The sequence below is a fragment of the Microbacterium sp. genome, assembly GCF_051860965.1.
Taxonomy (GTDB): Bacteria; Actinomycetota; Actinomycetes; order Actinomycetales; family Microbacteriaceae; genus Microbacterium.
The window spans coordinates 1-14,764 of record NZ_JBIMKU010000007.1; the positions used below are offsets into that span (position 1 = coordinate 1).

The 14,764-nt window shown below is 69.9% G+C and carries 15 protein-coding genes; 8 read left to right on the forward strand and 7 right to left on the reverse strand.

All coding sequences use genetic code 11. The features are described from left to right. The coding region (locus ACTIFV_RS13805) for an FAD-dependent oxidoreductase (protein ID WP_439593368.1) at window positions 1-1,259 on the reverse strand (1,259 nt) is incomplete at its 3' end. 86 nt (window positions 1,260-1,345) lie between these two features. Here ACTIFV_RS13805 and ACTIFV_RS13810 point away from each other — a divergent pair. The 3 genes from ACTIFV_RS13810 (at window position 1,346) to ACTIFV_RS13820 (ending at window position 4,221) form a co-directional block, all read left to right on the forward strand. Then, on the forward strand, window positions 1,346-1,696 hold the full coding sequence (locus ACTIFV_RS13810) for a metalloregulator ArsR/SmtB family transcription factor (RefSeq protein WP_439593369.1): 351 nt from the start codon (window positions 1,346-1,348) through the stop codon (window positions 1,694-1,696). Between the two features lie 133 nt (window positions 1,697-1,829). After that, the gene (locus ACTIFV_RS13815) at window positions 1,830-2,603 is read left to right on the forward strand and encodes a hypothetical protein (RefSeq protein WP_439593370.1); all 774 of its coding nucleotides are present in this window, start codon (window positions 1,830-1,832) and stop codon (window positions 2,601-2,603) included. A 73-nt stretch (window positions 2,604-2,676) separates the two neighbouring features. Beyond that, the gene (locus ACTIFV_RS13820; protein ID WP_439593371.1) at window positions 2,677-4,221 is read left to right on the forward strand and encodes a molybdopterin-dependent oxidoreductase; all 1,545 of its coding nucleotides are present in this window, start codon (window positions 2,677-2,679) and stop codon (window positions 4,219-4,221) included. A 7-nt stretch (window positions 4,222-4,228) separates the two neighbouring features. Here ACTIFV_RS13820 and ACTIFV_RS13825 read toward each other — a convergent pair whose 3' ends face one another. After that, complete coding sequence (locus ACTIFV_RS13825; RefSeq protein WP_439593372.1) at window positions 4,229-4,936, reverse strand: hypothetical protein; 708 nt, start codon at window positions 4,934-4,936, stop codon at window positions 4,229-4,231. Between the two features lie 36 nt (window positions 4,937-4,972). Next, complete coding sequence (locus ACTIFV_RS13830) at window positions 4,973-5,701, reverse strand: VIT1/CCC1 transporter family protein (RefSeq protein WP_439593373.1); 729 nt, start codon at window positions 5,699-5,701, stop codon at window positions 4,973-4,975. 147 nt (window positions 5,702-5,848) lie between these two features. On the opposite strand from ACTIFV_RS13830, the gene ACTIFV_RS13835 reads away from it, so the two are divergent. The 3 genes from ACTIFV_RS13835 to ACTIFV_RS13845 are packed head-to-tail and all read left to right on the forward strand — an operon-like array spanning window position 5,849 to window position 8,618. Beyond that, the gene (locus ACTIFV_RS13835) at window positions 5,849-7,285 is read left to right on the forward strand and encodes a ferredoxin reductase family protein (protein WP_439593374.1); all 1,437 of its coding nucleotides are present in this window, start codon (window positions 5,849-5,851) and stop codon (window positions 7,283-7,285) included. 14 nt (window positions 7,286-7,299) lie between these two features. Further along, the gene (locus ACTIFV_RS13840) at window positions 7,300-7,818 is read left to right on the forward strand and encodes an FMN-binding protein (RefSeq protein WP_439593375.1); all 519 of its coding nucleotides are present in this window, start codon (window positions 7,300-7,302) and stop codon (window positions 7,816-7,818) included. After that, the gene (locus ACTIFV_RS13845) at window positions 7,818-8,618 is read left to right on the forward strand and encodes an FAD:protein FMN transferase (RefSeq protein ID WP_439593376.1); all 801 of its coding nucleotides are present in this window, start codon (window positions 7,818-7,820) and stop codon (window positions 8,616-8,618) included. The genes ACTIFV_RS13840 and ACTIFV_RS13845 overlap by 1 nt, the downstream gene beginning before the upstream one ends. A gap of 1 nt (window position 8,619) precedes the next feature. Here the strand turns inward: ACTIFV_RS13845 and ACTIFV_RS13850 are convergent, their stop codons facing one another. Beyond that, entirely contained in the window at window positions 8,620-9,594 is a 975-nt protein-coding gene (locus ACTIFV_RS13850) for a sensor histidine kinase (RefSeq protein WP_439593377.1), read from the reverse strand. Continuing rightward, window positions 9,591-10,271, reverse strand: coding sequence for a response regulator transcription factor (locus ACTIFV_RS13855; RefSeq protein ID WP_439593378.1), 681 nt, complete (start codon window positions 10,269-10,271; stop codon window positions 9,591-9,593). The genes ACTIFV_RS13850 and ACTIFV_RS13855 overlap by 4 nt, the downstream gene beginning before the upstream one ends. 180 nt (window positions 10,272-10,451) lie before the next feature. On the opposite strand from ACTIFV_RS13855, the gene ACTIFV_RS13860 reads away from it, so the two are divergent. Beyond that, window positions 10,452-11,789: a D-alanyl-D-alanine carboxypeptidase family protein gene (locus tag ACTIFV_RS13860; protein WP_439593379.1), complete on the forward strand. Its 1,338-nt coding sequence runs from the start codon at window positions 10,452-10,454 to the stop codon at window positions 11,787-11,789. On the opposite strand, the gene ACTIFV_RS13865 is transcribed toward ACTIFV_RS13860, so the two are convergent. Further along, the gene (locus ACTIFV_RS13865; protein ID WP_439593380.1) at window positions 11,786-13,183 is read right to left on the reverse strand and encodes an alanine--tRNA ligase-related protein; all 1,398 of its coding nucleotides are present in this window, start codon (window positions 13,181-13,183) and stop codon (window positions 11,786-11,788) included. The genes ACTIFV_RS13860 and ACTIFV_RS13865 overlap by 4 nt on opposite strands. Before the next feature lie 184 nt (window positions 13,184-13,367). Between ACTIFV_RS13865 and ACTIFV_RS13870 the strand changes: the two genes are divergently transcribed. Continuing rightward, the gene (locus tag ACTIFV_RS13870) at window positions 13,368-13,847 is read left to right on the forward strand and encodes a hypothetical protein (RefSeq protein WP_439593381.1); all 480 of its coding nucleotides are present in this window, start codon (window positions 13,368-13,370) and stop codon (window positions 13,845-13,847) included. On the opposite strand, the gene ACTIFV_RS13875 is transcribed toward ACTIFV_RS13870, so the two are convergent. Further along, a complete protein-coding gene (locus ACTIFV_RS13875) occupies window positions 13,848-14,684 on the reverse strand; it encodes a serine protein kinase RIO (RefSeq protein ID WP_439593382.1) in 837 nt (278 codons plus the stop codon). Between the last annotated feature and the right edge of the window lie 80 nt (window positions 14,685-14,764).

Here is a 14,764-nt window from a genome sequence, read left to right on the forward strand (position 1 = left end):
AGCACGAGATCCACCTTCGACGCGGAGGCCATGTCGCCCGCGAGCCACGCCGTCACGGAGCGGACCTGCTCGTAGCCGGTCGCCAGCAGGAAGGTGGGCGCCCGGCCGTAGGACTTCATGCCGACGATGAAGAAGCCCGGCTCGGGGTGGGTGAGCTCACGGAACCCGTGGGGTTCGACCGTGCCGCACGAGTGCAGGTTCGGGTCGATGAGCGGGGCGAGCCGCTTGGGGGCCTCGACGATCTCGTCGAGCTCGAGCCGGATCTCACGGAGCATCCCGAGGTCGGGGCGGAAGCCGGTCGCGTTCACCACGACGTCGGTCTGGTGGGTGATGACCTCGCCGCGCCGCTGCCCGACGAGTTCGACGCCGCCTGTCGTGCGGTGGCCGCGGATGATCTCGAATCCGTCGACGAGGGCGATGGTGCCGGATGCGACGGCCTGATCGACCCGTCCGCCGAGTCGTGCGCGATCGGCGAGCTCGTCGTCGGCCGAGGACGACACCCGCACGGCCTGTGCATTCCGGATGAGCCAGGTGACGCTCGTGCCGGGCTCCTCGCGCAGCAGTTGAACCAGCGCGAGCAGCGTGTTCGCTGCGGAGTGTCCAGCGCCGACGACGGTCACGCGACGACCCGCGAAGACATCGCGGTCGCGCCCGAGAACGTCCGGCAGGGCGGGAGTGACGCGGTCGGCGATATCGCTCATCCCGAGCAGCTCGAGACCGCTCGACGACAGCGAGTTCGGCGACAGGTAGGTGCCCGATGCATCGATCACGGCGCGCGCCGCGACATCCTCAACGGATCCGTTGGCCGTCCGCACGCGGACGCTGAACGGCGTCGCCGCGCGTCCGGCGGTGCGGGTGCGATCCATGCCCTCGCGCGTCACGGCCTCGACGTGCACGCCCGTGCGGATGCGGGATGCGATCGCATCGACGGCGGCGAGCGGCGCGACGTAATCCTCCATGAGCTCCGCGCCCGTCGGAGCGCGCTCCGGCTCTGGCAGTTCCCAGCCCTGCGCCTCCAACAGCCGACGAGACGCCGGATCGACCAGGTGCTTCCACGGCGAGAACAGTCGCGTGTGCCCCCACGACCGAACGCTCGCTGCGACCTCCGCACCCGACTCGAACACGATGAAGTCGATACCGCGCTCCACGAGGTTCGCCGCGGCAGCCAGTCCGATGGGGCCGGCCCCGATGATCACGACCGGCAGTGTCGCGATCCGCGCGCTGGTGGTGACACGGGGCGTCAGGCCGAGAAGTGTCACTGCATCCTCCCGCAGATATCGATGAACGTCGATGCCCGATTCTGCTCGATCTATCGACAACTGTCAATATCGACTACTGTCGATGTATGCCCCTTGCGCTCGAGGTGACGGATGTCACGGCCGGAACGTGCTGCGCGCCGCTCGTGCGCGAGCCCCTCACCGCCGTAGAGGCGGAACGGCTCGCGGCGACGATGAAGGCCCTCGCGGATCCCACACGCCTGCGGCTGCTGTCGATCGTCGCCGCGTCGGAAGGATCCGAAGCCTGCGTGTGCGACCTGATCGAGCCTGTCGGGCTCAGCCAGCCGACCGTCTCGCATCACTTGAAGATCCTCACGACAGCGGGGTTCCTCACGCGCAGCAAGCGCGGCACCTGGGCGTACTACACGCTCGTCCCCGGCGCTCTCGACCGCGTCTCGCAGCTCCTCGTCGCGCACTGAATTCGCACGCGCACCGCGGCGGTCGTCGGCCGCGTGCGGGCCCGCTCGGCGCGTTCGCCGGACGCGCCGACAGTCGAGCACACGCGCGTGCATACGTTAGGACCCCCGCTCCGGCATGAGACGATGCGTCACGATGCACCACACCGACGACGCCACTCAGGATGAACTCCGCGCGCTCCGGGTACGCGCATACGGCCCGGCCGCCGACATCCATCGAGATCCCTCCGCCGCCGAGCGACTTCGCGAACTCGAGTCGCGAGCGGCAGCGGCGGTCGCGGTCGAGGTGCCTGTGCAGGAAGCGATGGATGCCACGCCCCCCGCACAGCCGGCGGACTCCCCGCCGTCCACGCCGGTCGCCGAGCCTGATGCGACACCCGCGGTGACCGATCCCGCGCCTGCGCGCACCCCCCGCCTGACTCGCGTGCTCTGGGCGCTCTCGGTGGTGCTCGCCGCCGCCGTCGCTGCGGCGATCACGTTCTCGCTGACCTTCGTCGCACCTGTCTCGGACTCCGGCGGCGCGACGCAGATCGCGTCGCTCGAACCGACGGCGACGGCGGTCGTACCGGTCGGATACATGGGAGCGGGACCCAGTTCTCGATCGTTCGAGTTCTACGGCTACACGATCTTCGAGACGGCGGGCGGCTTCTCGTATCTCGGCTCACAGGGATCGAACTGCTTCGCCATGGTCCCGACCGACCGCATCCCCGAGGACTACGACGACCAGCAGGGCTACTCGATCGACTTCACCGTCTACTCGGGGTGCGGGGCGGGCGCGTTCCCCGCCATCGCGCAGTTCACGGTCGGCGCCTCCTCCACCGAGGAGCTGCGCGCGCAGTTCCCCGACGACGCCGCGCTGCGGATCGCGTTCGACGGCGACCGCGTCGGAGTCTTCCTCGCGCAGGAGTAGTCGGTCGGAGCCGGCATCCATCCGTTCCGCCATCGCCTCCGAATAGATCGTGACCCGACGGCAGGAGACCCTCGTGACCACGAAGCGCAGCCGCTGGAAGTTCCTCAGCCTTGCGGCGATCGCCGGCATCGTGAGCGGGGCGGTGTTCCTCGCGACCGCCGAGCTCCTCGCCCTGCTCGTCGCGAGGGACGCCAGTCCGGTGCTCGCCGTCGGCTCGTTCGTCATCGACATCGTGCCGCAGCCGTTCAAGGAGTTCGCGATCGCGACCTTCGGCGAGTACGACAAGATCGCCCTGCTCGCCGGGCTCGGGCTGGCGGTCGTCATCGCCTCGGCGATCGCCGGCGTCCTGCAGTTCGTGAGACCGCCGCTCGGCGTCATCGCGCTGGGGATCGCAGGCGTGCTCTCGATCGCCGCGATCGTGACCCGGGCCGGCGTCACGCCGCTGTCGTTCCTGCCGCCCGTGGTCGGGACGGTCGCGGGATCCGTCATCCTGATCCTCCTCAGCCGTCGCCTGCACGGGTGGCGAGACGAGGGGGCGTCGGACACGAAGATCGATCGCCGACGCTTCTTCGTCGTCGCGGGGATCGCGGGCGCCTCGGCGATCATCGTCGGCGTCACGGCCCGTGCGATCAGCATGGCGACGTCGTCCGTCGACGCGGTGCGTCGGGCGCTCGACCTGCCCGCTCCGCGATCGACGGTGACGGTGCCGGATAGAGCCGAACTGGACATCGAGGGCATCAGCCCCCTGTTCACGCCCAACGCCGACTTCTATCGCGTCGACACGGCGCTCACGGTGCCGTCCATCGATCCCGCCACCTGGCGGCTCGTCATCGACGGGATGGTCGATCAGCGCGTCGAGCTGAGCTTCGACGACCTGGTCGCGATGGGACTCGACGAGTATGCGATCACCCTCACCTGCGTCTCGAACGAGGTGGGCGGCGAGCTCGTGGGCAACGCGAAGTGGCTCGGTGTGCCGATCCGCGACATCCTGAGCATGGCCGGTCCGCAGTCGGGTGCAGACATGGTGCTCTCGCGGAGCGTCGACGGATACACCGCGAGCACTCCGCTGTCGGCCCTCACGGATGACGGACTCGACGCGATCCTCGCCGTCGCCATGAACGGCGAGCCGCTCCCCCTCGAGCACGGCTTCCCGGTGCGCATGGTGGTGCCCGGACTCTACGGCTACGTCTCGGCGACGAAGTGGCTCACCGAGCTGAAGGTCACGACCTTCGCGCAGGACGAGGCGTACTGGACGCCGCGGGGCTACAGTGCCGAGGCGCCCATCAAGTTCTCGTCACGCGTGGACACTCCCAAGATCGGCAAGCCCGTGGCCGCCGGACGCATCCCGATCGCGGGCGTCGCGTGGGCGCAGTCGGTGGGCATCGAGCGCGTCGAGGTGCGCATCGACGAGGGCGAATGGATGCCGGCCACCCTCTCGACCCCGATCAACGAGGACACCTGGGTGCAGTGGGTCATGGAGTGGGATGCCACGCCCGGCACCCACTACGTCGCCGTGCGCGCGGTGAACAAAAACGGCGACCTGCAGATCGAGGAGCGTGCGCCCATCGCGCCGAACGGCTCGTCGGGGTGGCAGAGGTCACTCATCTCAGTGACGTGACCGGCCGTCAGTCGGCGTCGGAGAAGACCCCGAGGCGTTCGCCGTCGAGGACGAACTCCAGCGCCGTGCCGACCGGGAACCGCACGATGAGCTCCGTCGGCATCCCGGCCTGGATGAGCACGGGCACCCGCGGTGGGAAGGCCCCCGCCCCGCAGCCGTAGAACGACGGCCCCTCGTACGAATCGGTCGGCGAGCGCAGCGGACCGGTCTCGAAGATCATGACGCACTCCGTGTCGCCCTGTCCGAAGACGCTGCCGCCCTGCCGGAGTGCGGTGAGGCCGTAGAAGTCCTCGTAGACGACCGAGTCGCTCTGGGGCTCACCGAACATCGGTGGCCACCCGGCGGATTCGTCGATCTCGATCGTGCCCACGAGGCGCGCGTCCGGCGGCCGGGGCACGCTGATGATCGGTGTGGTCGCGGCGGTGACGGCGACGGCGACGGCCGCGGTCGCGACGAGGGATGCCACCCACAGCGCCCGCGTGCGCAGGCCGTCGCGCGCGGGCGGGGACGGCTCGGGGGGCGCATCGGGCTCCTGCACGCGCGGCTCATCGACCGTCGAGACCTCTGGGTCCTCTGCCTCGCCCACCGAGACGGGCGAGGGTTTCTCGGTCCGCTGCGACGTGCGCGCGAGCTCCTCGAGCTCGCTCAGCCGACTCAGCGCCGCGGGATCCTCGTGGATGTCGGACGACGGCCCGAACGCCCGGGCCCGCAGCATCCGGAGCTCGTCACGCTGGTCCGCGTCCATGCTCAGCTAGACCACCCCCGACGCGCCCAGAAGAGACCCGATCCCGTAGGTCGCGACGAGCGCCGCCGCACCCCCGATCACGACGCGCAGGATCGCCTTGCGCTTCGAACTGCCGCCGATCCACGCCGAGATCCAGCCCGTGAGGGCGAGCGCGACGAGGACGGCGACGAAGGTCACGGGGACCCGCCATCCCGCAGGCGGAAGCAGGATCGCCAGCATCGGCAGGATCGCGCCGACGGTGAAGGCGAGGGCGGACGCGCCGGCGGCATGCCAGGCGCTGACCACGTCGTTCTCGTCGATGTTGAGCTCGGCCGACAGGTGGGCGGCGACCGCGTCATGCGCCGTGAGCTCGATGGCGACCTGACGGGCCGTCGCGGGCTGGAGTCCTTTCGCCTCGTACAGCCCTGCGAGCTCGTCGAGCTCCTGCTCGGGCATCTCCTGCAGCTCGCGTTTCTCCTTCGCGATGAGCGCGTGCTCGCTGTCGCTCTGGCTGCTCACCGAGACGTACTCGCCGAGCGCCATCGAGATCGCTCCGCCGACGAGACCCGCGACGCCCGCCGTCAGGATGGGGGCGAGCTCGCTCGTCGCACCGGCGACACCCACCACGATGGCCGCGACCGAGACGATCCCGTCGTTGGCGCCCAGCACGCCTGCGCGCAGCCAGTTCAGACGTTGGGCGAGTCCCTGCTGGTGGGGTTCGCCGGCATGCGGACCGGGCACGGGCAGCGTCGACATGAACACACCCAATCACGCGACGACCATTGCGGCCAGCGCTCCGCCGACCGGCGCGGAAACCCGCGGCGACCTACGCGTCAGCTATGAGGTCGCTGTGGGCGGCCGTTTCTTAGATCTCTCTCAGAACGACGCCTCGACCATGGCGACATGACCACCGTGGCCGCTCGCTCCGCAGCATCCCCCGCGCCGGCATCATCCGCGCCGGCACCCTCGGCGCTCGCGCCCCGACACCCCCGTACGGCGCTGTGGCGCGCAGGGGCGACGACGGTGATCTGGCTGACGAGCCTGTTCGTCGTCGCGCTGTGGGTGTCGGGAGGCGGCGTCACCGCCGCCCTCGGCTTCACACCCGAGACGCTGACGACCCTGGGCCGCCTCACCGGGCTCATCTCGGCGAATCTGCTGCTGTATCAGGTGCTGCTCATGGCGCGCATCCCGCTCTTCGAGCACGGCTTCGGGCGCGAAGGGATCACGCGGATGCATCGGTTCGTCGGCTTCTGGTCGTTCTGGCTGCTGCTGGCCCACATCGCCCTGCTGGTCGCCGGGTATGCGGCATCCGCCGGGATCAACCCGCTCGTGCAGCTGTGGCAGTTCATCTGGGACTACCCGGGGATGCTGCTCGCGACCGTCGGCACGCTGCTCATCGTCCTCGTCGTCGTGTCGTCCATCCGCCGGGCGCGCCGGCGCCTGCGCTACGAGTCGTGGCACCTGCTGCACCTGTACGCCTACCTCGGTGTCGGGCTCGCGCTCCCCCACCAGCTGTGGACCGGTGCGGACTTCCTATCGTCGCCCGCGGCCACGGTGTACTGGTGGACGCTGTGGGCTGTCGCCGCGGCATCCATCGTCGTCTTCCGCATCGCCGTGCCGCTCATCCGGTCGTCCCGCCACGTGGTGCGGGTCTCGCGGATCGAAGCCGATGGAACGAAGGGCGTCACCGTCCACATGCGCGGACGAGCTCTTCACCGCCTCGGCGCACGTGCCGGACAGTTCTTCGTCTGGCGGTTCCTCGACGGGCCGGGCTGGACCCGCGGAAACCCCTTCTCGCTCTCGAGCGCACCGAGCGCCGACGGACTGTCGATCACGGCCCGGTTCGCCGGTGAGGGCACCCAGCGCCTCGCGCGCCTGCGTCCGGGGACGAAGGTGCTCATCGAGGGGCCGTTCGGCCACATGACGGGAGCCGCTCGGACAGGCGCCAAGCTGCTGATGATCGGAGCGGGAGCCGGCGTCGCTCCGCTCGTGGCCCTGCTCGAGGCGGAGCCCTACGCGCCGGGAGGCGCGACCCTCGTGACGCGAGACAGCGTCCCCGAGGAGGGGCTCCGCCGACGCGAGATCGCAGGGCTCGAGGCATCCCGCGGTCTCCGTCACGTCGACCTTCCGGGCTCGCGCGCGCAGGGCACGTCGTCGTGGATCCCCCGCAGTCACGAGGCCTGGCGGGGCGCCGACCTGGTGCGGTATCTCGCGCCCGATGTCGAGGAGTACGACGTGTACGTGTGCGGCCCGTCGCCGTGGATGGCCTCGGTCATCGGCGACCTGCGCCGCGCGGGCTTCCCTGCCGACCGCATCCATTCCGAATCGTTCACCGTCTGAGACCGGAGTACGCCATGAAGAAGATCATCTACGCCGTGCTGGCCACGCTGAGCGGACTGGTCCTGCTGTTCAGCTACCGCACCTCGCTCGAGGCCGTGCAGCCCACCGTCGTCGAGCCGGCGTCGACGGGCTCCACGTCCGGCCAGACGTCGTCCGGCACGGCCTCGGGGTCGACGACGGGATCCTCGACGAGCGGATCGTCCTCGACGCAGTCGAGCGGCACCTCGTCGAGCGCCACGACGACGTCATCCCTCACCGACGGCACCTACACCGGCGACTCCGCGAACACGCGCTACGGTCCGGTCCAGGTGCAGATCACCGTGTCGCAGGGCGCGATCTCGGACGTCACGGTCGTGGACTACCCCGACAGCAACGGCCGCGACCGCGCGATCAACCAGAGCGCGCTCCCGCGTCTGGTCAGCGAGACGATCGCCGCGCAGAGCGCCGAGATCGACATGGTCTCGGGAGCGACGTACACGAGCGACGGATATCTGACGTCGCTGCAGAGCGCGATCGATCAGGCGCAGAGCTGATGGGCGCGCGCAGGCCGCCGCGGCACGTGTGGGTCGAAGAGATCATGGGGATGCCGGTGAGCGTGCATGTGAGGTCGACACGTGCGACCCCGGGCCCGGGCACCGAACAGGCCGTCCAGGACTGCTTCAGCGAGCTGCGCGAGATCGATCGGCTCTTCTCGACGTATCGCCGGGACTCCGACGTCTCGCGGATCGGCCGCGGCGAGCTCACCGTGCGCGATGCCGACCCGCTCATCGCGGTCGTCGAGTCGGCGTGCCGTGTCGCGCAGGAGGAGACGCACGGACTCTTCTCCGCCCACTGGCGGGGGACATTCGACCCGACGGGATACGTCAAGGGGTGGGCCGTCGAGCGAACCGCGCGGCGCCACCTCGCGGCCCTCGTCGAGCACGAGATCGCCGTCGGCATCAATGCCGGCGGCGACCTGCAGTTGTTCACCGCGGCCGACGCCGACTGGCAGTGGAACGTGGGGATCGCCGACCCGCAGCGCCCCGGAGCCGCGACCGCGACGCTCGGCATCCGCGACGGCGCCGTCGCGACATCGGGTCACGCGGAGCGGGGCGCGCACATCATCGACCCGCGGAGCGGACGGGCGGCCATCGGCGTCGCGTCGGCCACGGTGGTGGCCGACGGGCTGACGCAGGCAGACGTCTGGGCGACGGCGGCCGTCGTCGCGGGCTTCGACGACCGCGCGTGGATCGCGACGGCCGGCACGCGCACCGGCATCCTCCTCGCCGACGACGGGCGCGTCGCGCGCTGGCTCGGGCCGACGCAGATCGACATCGTGGCGGCCGCCGCCTGACTCAGTCGACGAGCGGGAGCCTCAGCAGGAAGGTCGTGCCCTGGTGCGAGGTGCGCTCGACCTCGATCGTGCCGCCCGCGCGCTGAGCGACATCGCGCACGAGCGAGAGTCCCAGCCCGAAGCCCCGGCGACGACCGCTCTCGGCCGAACGGGCGAACCGGTCGAAGACGCGCTCCACATCGATGCCGACGATGCCGGCGCCCTGGTCCGTGACGCGGATCGCGACGCCGTCGTCCTCGACGTCGGTCGCCACGTCCACCGACGCGCCTGCGGGAGAGTGCTGGATCGCGTTGTCCAGCAGCGCGACGAGGACCCGCGTGAGCGTGACCGCGGGAACGGCGACCTGCGCGGGCGTGCCGTGCGCGACGGCGAGGGTGACGCCCGCGTCGTCGGCGATCGGCCCGAGCGACTGCACTGCGGCATCGACGGCGGCCGACACGTCGGTGACGTCGGATCCGGATGCGGCGGCCCCCTCCGCCGCGAGGAGCAGGTCGTTGAGCACGTCGCTCATCGTCGCGGCGTCGGCGCGCAGATCGGCGATCGTGTCGTCGATCGGCTCTCCCCGCTCATGCCGCCGCTGCAGCAGCTGGATGCGACTCGTGACCGTCGTGAGCGGCGTGCGCAGCTCGTGGCTGGCGTCGGCGACGAAGCGGCGCTGCGCCCGCAGCGCGTCGCCCAGCGGCCGGACCGATCTGCGCGCGGCGAACCATGCGATGACGCTCAGCAGCACGACCCCGACGGCGCCCAGGACGATGACGGCGGGCAGCACCCTGTCGAGGTCGACGACCAGGTCGTCGCGCGGGCCGCCGCCCGGCCGCAGGCCGCCATGCTCCTCCCCCTCGGCGCGGGATGTCGAGACGATCACGGCGACGAGGATGCCGACACCGCCGGAGATGACGAGCGCCGACGCGATCGCGACGTAGCTCCCCACCGAGCGGGCCGCCCGGCGCACGCGCTCCGCATCCTGGTCGCTCATGTCGGGCTCCCCGCCCGGTACCCGCTCCCGCGGACGGTCTCGATCACTTCGGGCACCGACTTTCGCCTGATGTAGTGCACGTACGTGTCCACCGAGCTGGTGGTGTCGCCGGCGCCGAACACCGCTGCGAGGATCTCCGCCCGCGAGAAGACGTGCTCGGGGCTCGCACTGAGCAGCTCGAGCAGGGCGTTCTCGGTCGCGGTCAGGGCGATGCGATAGCCCGTCGGGTCGTACAGGGCGTTCGACTGCGGCGTGAAGACCCAGTCGCCCAGCATCCTCCTCTCGCCGTCGGCCCGGAAGGCGCGGCGCAGAGAGCGCAGCCGTGCGAGCAGCTCCTCGTAGTCGAACGGCTTGACGAGGTAGTCGTTGGCTCCGCCGTCCAGTCCGCTCACACGATCGTCGACCGTTCCGAGCGCCGTGAGCATGAGGATCGGCGTGGTGATCCGCGCCGTGCGCACCGCGCGGACGAAGTCGACACCGTCCATTCCGGGGAGGCGCCGATCGACGACCATCACGTCGTACCTTCCCGCGAGGGCGAGGCGCAGTGCACCCTCGGCGTCGTCGGCGTGGGCGACGTCGTACGCGTCCGCGAGCATCTCGATCGTCATCGCCGCGATCTCGGGGTCGTCCTCGACGTAGAGCAGTCGGGCGCGACCGGCGTCGCTGTTCGTCGTCACGCCTCACCTCCCGGTCGGATCACGGCACAGCCTATGCGCTCGCGCGCCACCGATCGTCGGCGGTCGCTGCGGCCCACCTCTCGCGGATGTCCGGACCGTTCTCCACAGATCCTGTACCGCTGGTCCGTCGGCGACCAGGGTGCGGCACGATGGTCGTCGGGGGCGGGAGAACGGAGCCGGATGACACTCCACGACGACTCGCGTGAAGAGTTCGCCGAACTCGACGAGCTCATGACATCCTCCGCCCCCGTCGCCGCCGTCGACCCCGAGATCCGCCGCGCGCGCCGCACCCGAGCACTCATCTCGACCGGCGTCGTGCTCGCGGTCGTGCTGGCATCCATCGGCGGCTACGTCGCCTGGGCGCTCACCGCTCCCCTGCCTGCGCCCGAGGTGTCGACGTCGACGCCAGCCGACCGCGCGCTCGGTGCGGCGGCGATCCCGCTTCCCGTCGACGGCGCGACGGCCGTCAGCGTCTCGGGCGCAGACGAGTATCTCGGTGAGAGCGCGAGCGGCATCTGGCTGACGAGCGGCACCTCCGAACCCCGCCCGATCGCGAGCATCACCAAGATCGTGGCGGCGCTCGTGATCCTCGACGCCCACCCCCTCGCCGATGGCGACAACGGACCGACGCTCGTCTTCGACAAAGCCGATCACGATCTCTACGACAAGTACTACGTCATGGGCGCGACGATCGCTCCCATGCCCACCGGCACGTCGATGCCTCTGCGCACGGCACTCGCCGCCATGATCGTCCCGTCGGCGTGCAATTACGCCGAGGCCGTCGCGAAGTGGGCGTTCGGCTCGCAGAGCGGGTTCGCTCGAGCGGCGCGCGACTGGCTCGCCGCCCACGGTCTCACCGGCACGACGATCGTCGAGCCGACGGGCGTCAGCCGAGAGAACACGAGCACGCCGGGAGATCTGATCGCGATCGGCAAGCTCGCAGCAGCCGATCCCGTGATCGCCCGGATCGCCGCGAGCCCGACCGTGGCACAGCTGGGCGGGATGCCGACGACCAACTCGCTCCTCGGCACCGCGGGGATCACGGGACTCAAGACCGGCAATCTCGGAGAAGGCAGCTACAACTTCCTGTACACGGCGACCGTCGATGTGGGCATCGACGCGCCGCTCCACGTGACGGGTGTCACGCTCGGCGGCTGGTCGCGCTCGAGTGTGAACGAGGGCGTGCTGGGGGTGCTGGGCGGCATCCGCGCCGGCTTCCAGCGGCTGCCCGTGGCATCAGACGGTGACGAGGTCGGCACCTTCACGACGCCGTGGGGCTCTTCGGCGCGCATGGTCGTCGGAGAGAGCGCGGCGATCCTGGTCTGGTCAGACACGGTGGCGACCGCGACGATGACGACGACGACACCGAAGGAGTACGCCGACGGCGAGGTCATCGGCGAGATCACCTGGACGGCTGGTCCGAACACCGTGCGCGTCCCGGTCGTGATCGAAGGGTCGATCGAACCGCCGACCGAGTGGTGGCGCCTGACCCATCCGGGCGAGCTGGGCGAGCGCTAGCCCGGCTGCAGCATCGATCGCTGCGACCGGGCGCGCTGCTCGGCCAGCTGTTCGTCGAACTCCGCACGCCAGTCCTCGCTGAGCGGGATGCCCTGGCGCTCGACCTCTTCGGTCGAGAGCTCGACCGGGAAGCCGTAGGTGTCCGACAGGACGAAGAGCTCGCGGCCGGTGACACCGTCCGCGGCATAGGCCTTCAGCTGCTTGAGCCCCTTGCGGAGCGTCCGTCGGAACGACTGCTCCTCCTTCGCGAGGATCGCCTCGACCTCTTCGGCGTGCTGGGCGACCTCGGGGAAGTGCTCCTCGTAGATGCCCGCGATCGTGGGGATGATCTGGGGGAAGAAGTTCTCTTCCAGGCCGAGATCGAACGCGAAACGCACCGCCCGGCGGATCAGTCGGCGCATGACATACCCCTGCGCCTTGTTGCCGGGCCGCACGCCGTCCACGGCGAGGAACGTCGCGCCGCGCAGGTGGTCGGCGATGACGCGCATCGCGCGCGTCTCGTCTTCGTAGGTCCTGCCCGACAGCTCCTGGAGTCGCTCGATGATGGGCCACAGCAGATCGATCTTGAAGACGTCCGGGCTGTCGATCGCGGCCGCGGCGATGCGCGCGAGCCCGCCACCGTAATCGACGTTGCGGCGCGGCAGAGGCTCGAACCCGTTCTCGGTGCGGCGGTACTCCATGAACACCGAGTTGCCGAGCTCGATGAAGCGCCCGCAGTCGCAGTTCTGGTGGCAGTGCGCGCCGTACGCGGGATCGTGTTCGACCGAGGGGAAGAGGTAGAACATCTCGGTGTCGGGCCCACCCGGCTCGCCGACGGGCATGTCCTCGGCCTTGCCGCCCCGGCACCACCAGTTCTTCTTACCGTAGAACGCGATGCGCGCACCGGCCGTGCCGACCTCGGCCGCGTGCTCCTCGGTCCCGACATCGACCTGCCCGGCCGAGATCCCGGCCGCCTCGAAGAGCCCCGTCCAGATCCCGGCCGCCTCTTCGTCCTTCGGTATGCCGTTCTCGGGGTCGCCGCTGAAGCACGACACGTAGATCCGGTCGGGGTCGAGCCCGACCTTCTCGGTCAGGAACGTCCAGACCTGCGGGATCTGCTCCTGCTTGAAGTAGTCGCCGAGGCTCCAGTTGCCGAGCATCTCGAAGAACGTCGTGTGGCGGTTGTCGCCGACTTCCTCGACATCCTGCACGCGCAGGCACGTCTGGCTGTCGGCGAGGCGCGTGCCGGCGGGATGCTCGGCGCCGAGCAGATACGGGAGCAGCGGCTGCATCCCGCTGCCGGTGAAGAGCGTGGTCGGGTCATCCTTGGGGATGAGCGGCGCCCTCGGGATGATCGCGTGGCCGCGCTCGGCCATGTACTCGAGGAAGATGCGGCGGATCTCGTCAGCGGTCATCGGTCGACGCGCCGGTGGGCTCGGTTTCGTGGCGCGCACCCCCTTCGAGCACTTGTCTATCACTTACGTCCGCCGTTACACTCGGTCACTTCGGGGGATGCGCACATGAGGCGCCCTGTCAGGTGCGATTCCTGAGTCCTCCACCACAGTCGATACGCGATCCCGCAGGCGATAGCCTGCGCGGATGGGCTTCGCATCCGACCTCCTCGCCGCCGAGCCGGCATCCCACGAACTCGAGCTCTTCGCGCCGTTCATCGGCAGTTGGCGGGTGCGCAACAGCCTGTACTCCGAGGCGACCCGCGAATGGACCAAGAGCGAACTCGACTGGTCGTTCTCGTGGATCATCGGCGGCCGCGGTGTGCAGGACGTTCTCGCGGATGACGACGGCGAGGCGATCGGCACGACGGTGCGGACCTGGGATGCACGTGTGGGCTGGCGGGTCGTGTGGTTCTGCCCTCGCGCGGCCGAGCACGTCGTGCTGAGCGCGGAGGCCGACGGGGAGGACATCCGCCTGCAGGGCGTCCAGGCCGACGGCCGGATGGTGACCTGGATGTTCCACGACGTCACGTCGGAGTCGTTCGAATGGGACGGCTGGTGCTCGAACGACGGCGGCGACACCTGGTGGCACGAGCAGCACATGGACGCCCACCTTCTGGAGCGGTGATCACCACATCTCCGCGAGGGCTTCGGCGAACATCTGCTCGGCATCCACGTCGTATCCGCGCCTCGTGAACCACGTGCACACGTTCACGACGTCGCGGTAGAGGAAGTCGGCGCCGGCCGGGTTGAACGACAGATCGACGACCTGAGGCAGATCGATCACGATGACGCGGTCGTTGTGCAGCAGGAGGTTGTAGGCCGAGAGGTCGCCGTGCGCGAAACCTCCGCGGGCGAAGGAGAACAGGATGTCGCGTACCTGGGCGAACGGCTCGGCGAGCGCGTCACCGCGCAGCTTCGTCTGAGCGAGCCGGGGCGCGGCCGTGCGATCGTCGCCGAGGAACTCCATGAGCACCTCGGTGCCCGTGATCTGCACGGGGTAGGGCACAGGTACGCCCGCGTGCCAGGCGCGGGTGAGAGCGTCGAACTCCGCGAGCGCCCAGTGGGCGGCGGCGACCGAGCGCCCGTACGCGGACTTCTTCTGCACGGCGCGGAAGTCGCGCGAGCTCTCCATGCGCCTGCCCTCCTCGTACCGCCCCGAGCGGTGGAAGTCGCTGCGGTCGGTGCCGCGATAGCGCTTCGCGGCGAGCAGCACCCCGGATTCGCCGGGCACAGCGCGCTCGATCAGGAAGACATCCGCCTCCTTGCCCGTCTTCACGATGCCCAGCTCGGTGTCCCATGCGGCGGAAGCCGTCACGAGCCAGTCGGGATGCGGCAGCGGACCGCGCTCCGTGGGTGCACTCGACGGCCAGGTCGACCATCGCTGGTCGGGTCCCGGCTCGTCGGGCATCTCGAGCAGGCCGAAGTACTCTTCGAACGCCTGCGAAGGTCGTCGATCGTTCATGGTGGTTGATCTCCAGGAGGGGAGGTCATCCACACTGCGTCAGTGAATGACCTCGGAAAGAAGGTGGTCGTGGGAGTGAA

Coding starts and splice junctions, on each gene's coding strand:
- ACTIFV_RS13840 (WP_439593375.1), top strand. CDS start 7,300: ATGAAGAAGATCATCTACGCCGTGCTGGCCACGCTGAGCGGACTGGTC.
- ACTIFV_RS13815 (WP_439593370.1), top strand. CDS start 1,830: ATGCACCACACCGACGACGCCACTCAGGATGAACTCCGCGCGCTCCGG.
- ACTIFV_RS13830 (WP_439593373.1), bottom strand. CDS start 5,701: ATGTCGACGCTGCCCGTGCCCGGTCCGCATGCCGGCGAACCCCACCAG.
- ACTIFV_RS13850 (WP_439593377.1), bottom strand. CDS start 9,594: ATGAGCGACCAGGATGCGGAGCGCGTGCGCCGGGCGGCCCGCTCGGTG.
- ACTIFV_RS13825 (WP_439593372.1), bottom strand. CDS start 4,936: ATGCTGCGGGCCCGGGCGTTCGGGCCGTCGTCCGACATCCACGAGGAT.
- ACTIFV_RS13835 (WP_439593374.1), top strand. CDS start 5,849: ATGACCACCGTGGCCGCTCGCTCCGCAGCATCCCCCGCGCCGGCATCA.
- ACTIFV_RS13875 (WP_439593382.1), bottom strand. CDS start 14,684: ATGAACGATCGACGACCTTCGCAGGCGTTCGAAGAGTACTTCGGCCTG.
- ACTIFV_RS13860 (WP_439593379.1), top strand. CDS start 10,452: ATGACACTCCACGACGACTCGCGTGAAGAGTTCGCCGAACTCGACGAG.
- ACTIFV_RS13810 (WP_439593369.1), top strand. CDS start 1,346: ATGCCCCTTGCGCTCGAGGTGACGGATGTCACGGCCGGAACGTGCTGC.
- ACTIFV_RS13845 (WP_439593376.1), top strand. CDS start 7,818: ATGGGCGCGCGCAGGCCGCCGCGGCACGTGTGGGTCGAAGAGATCATG.
- ACTIFV_RS13870 (WP_439593381.1), top strand. CDS start 13,368: ATGGGCTTCGCATCCGACCTCCTCGCCGCCGAGCCGGCATCCCACGAA.
- ACTIFV_RS13865 (WP_439593380.1), bottom strand. CDS start 13,183: ATGACCGCTGACGAGATCCGCCGCATCTTCCTCGAGTACATGGCCGAG.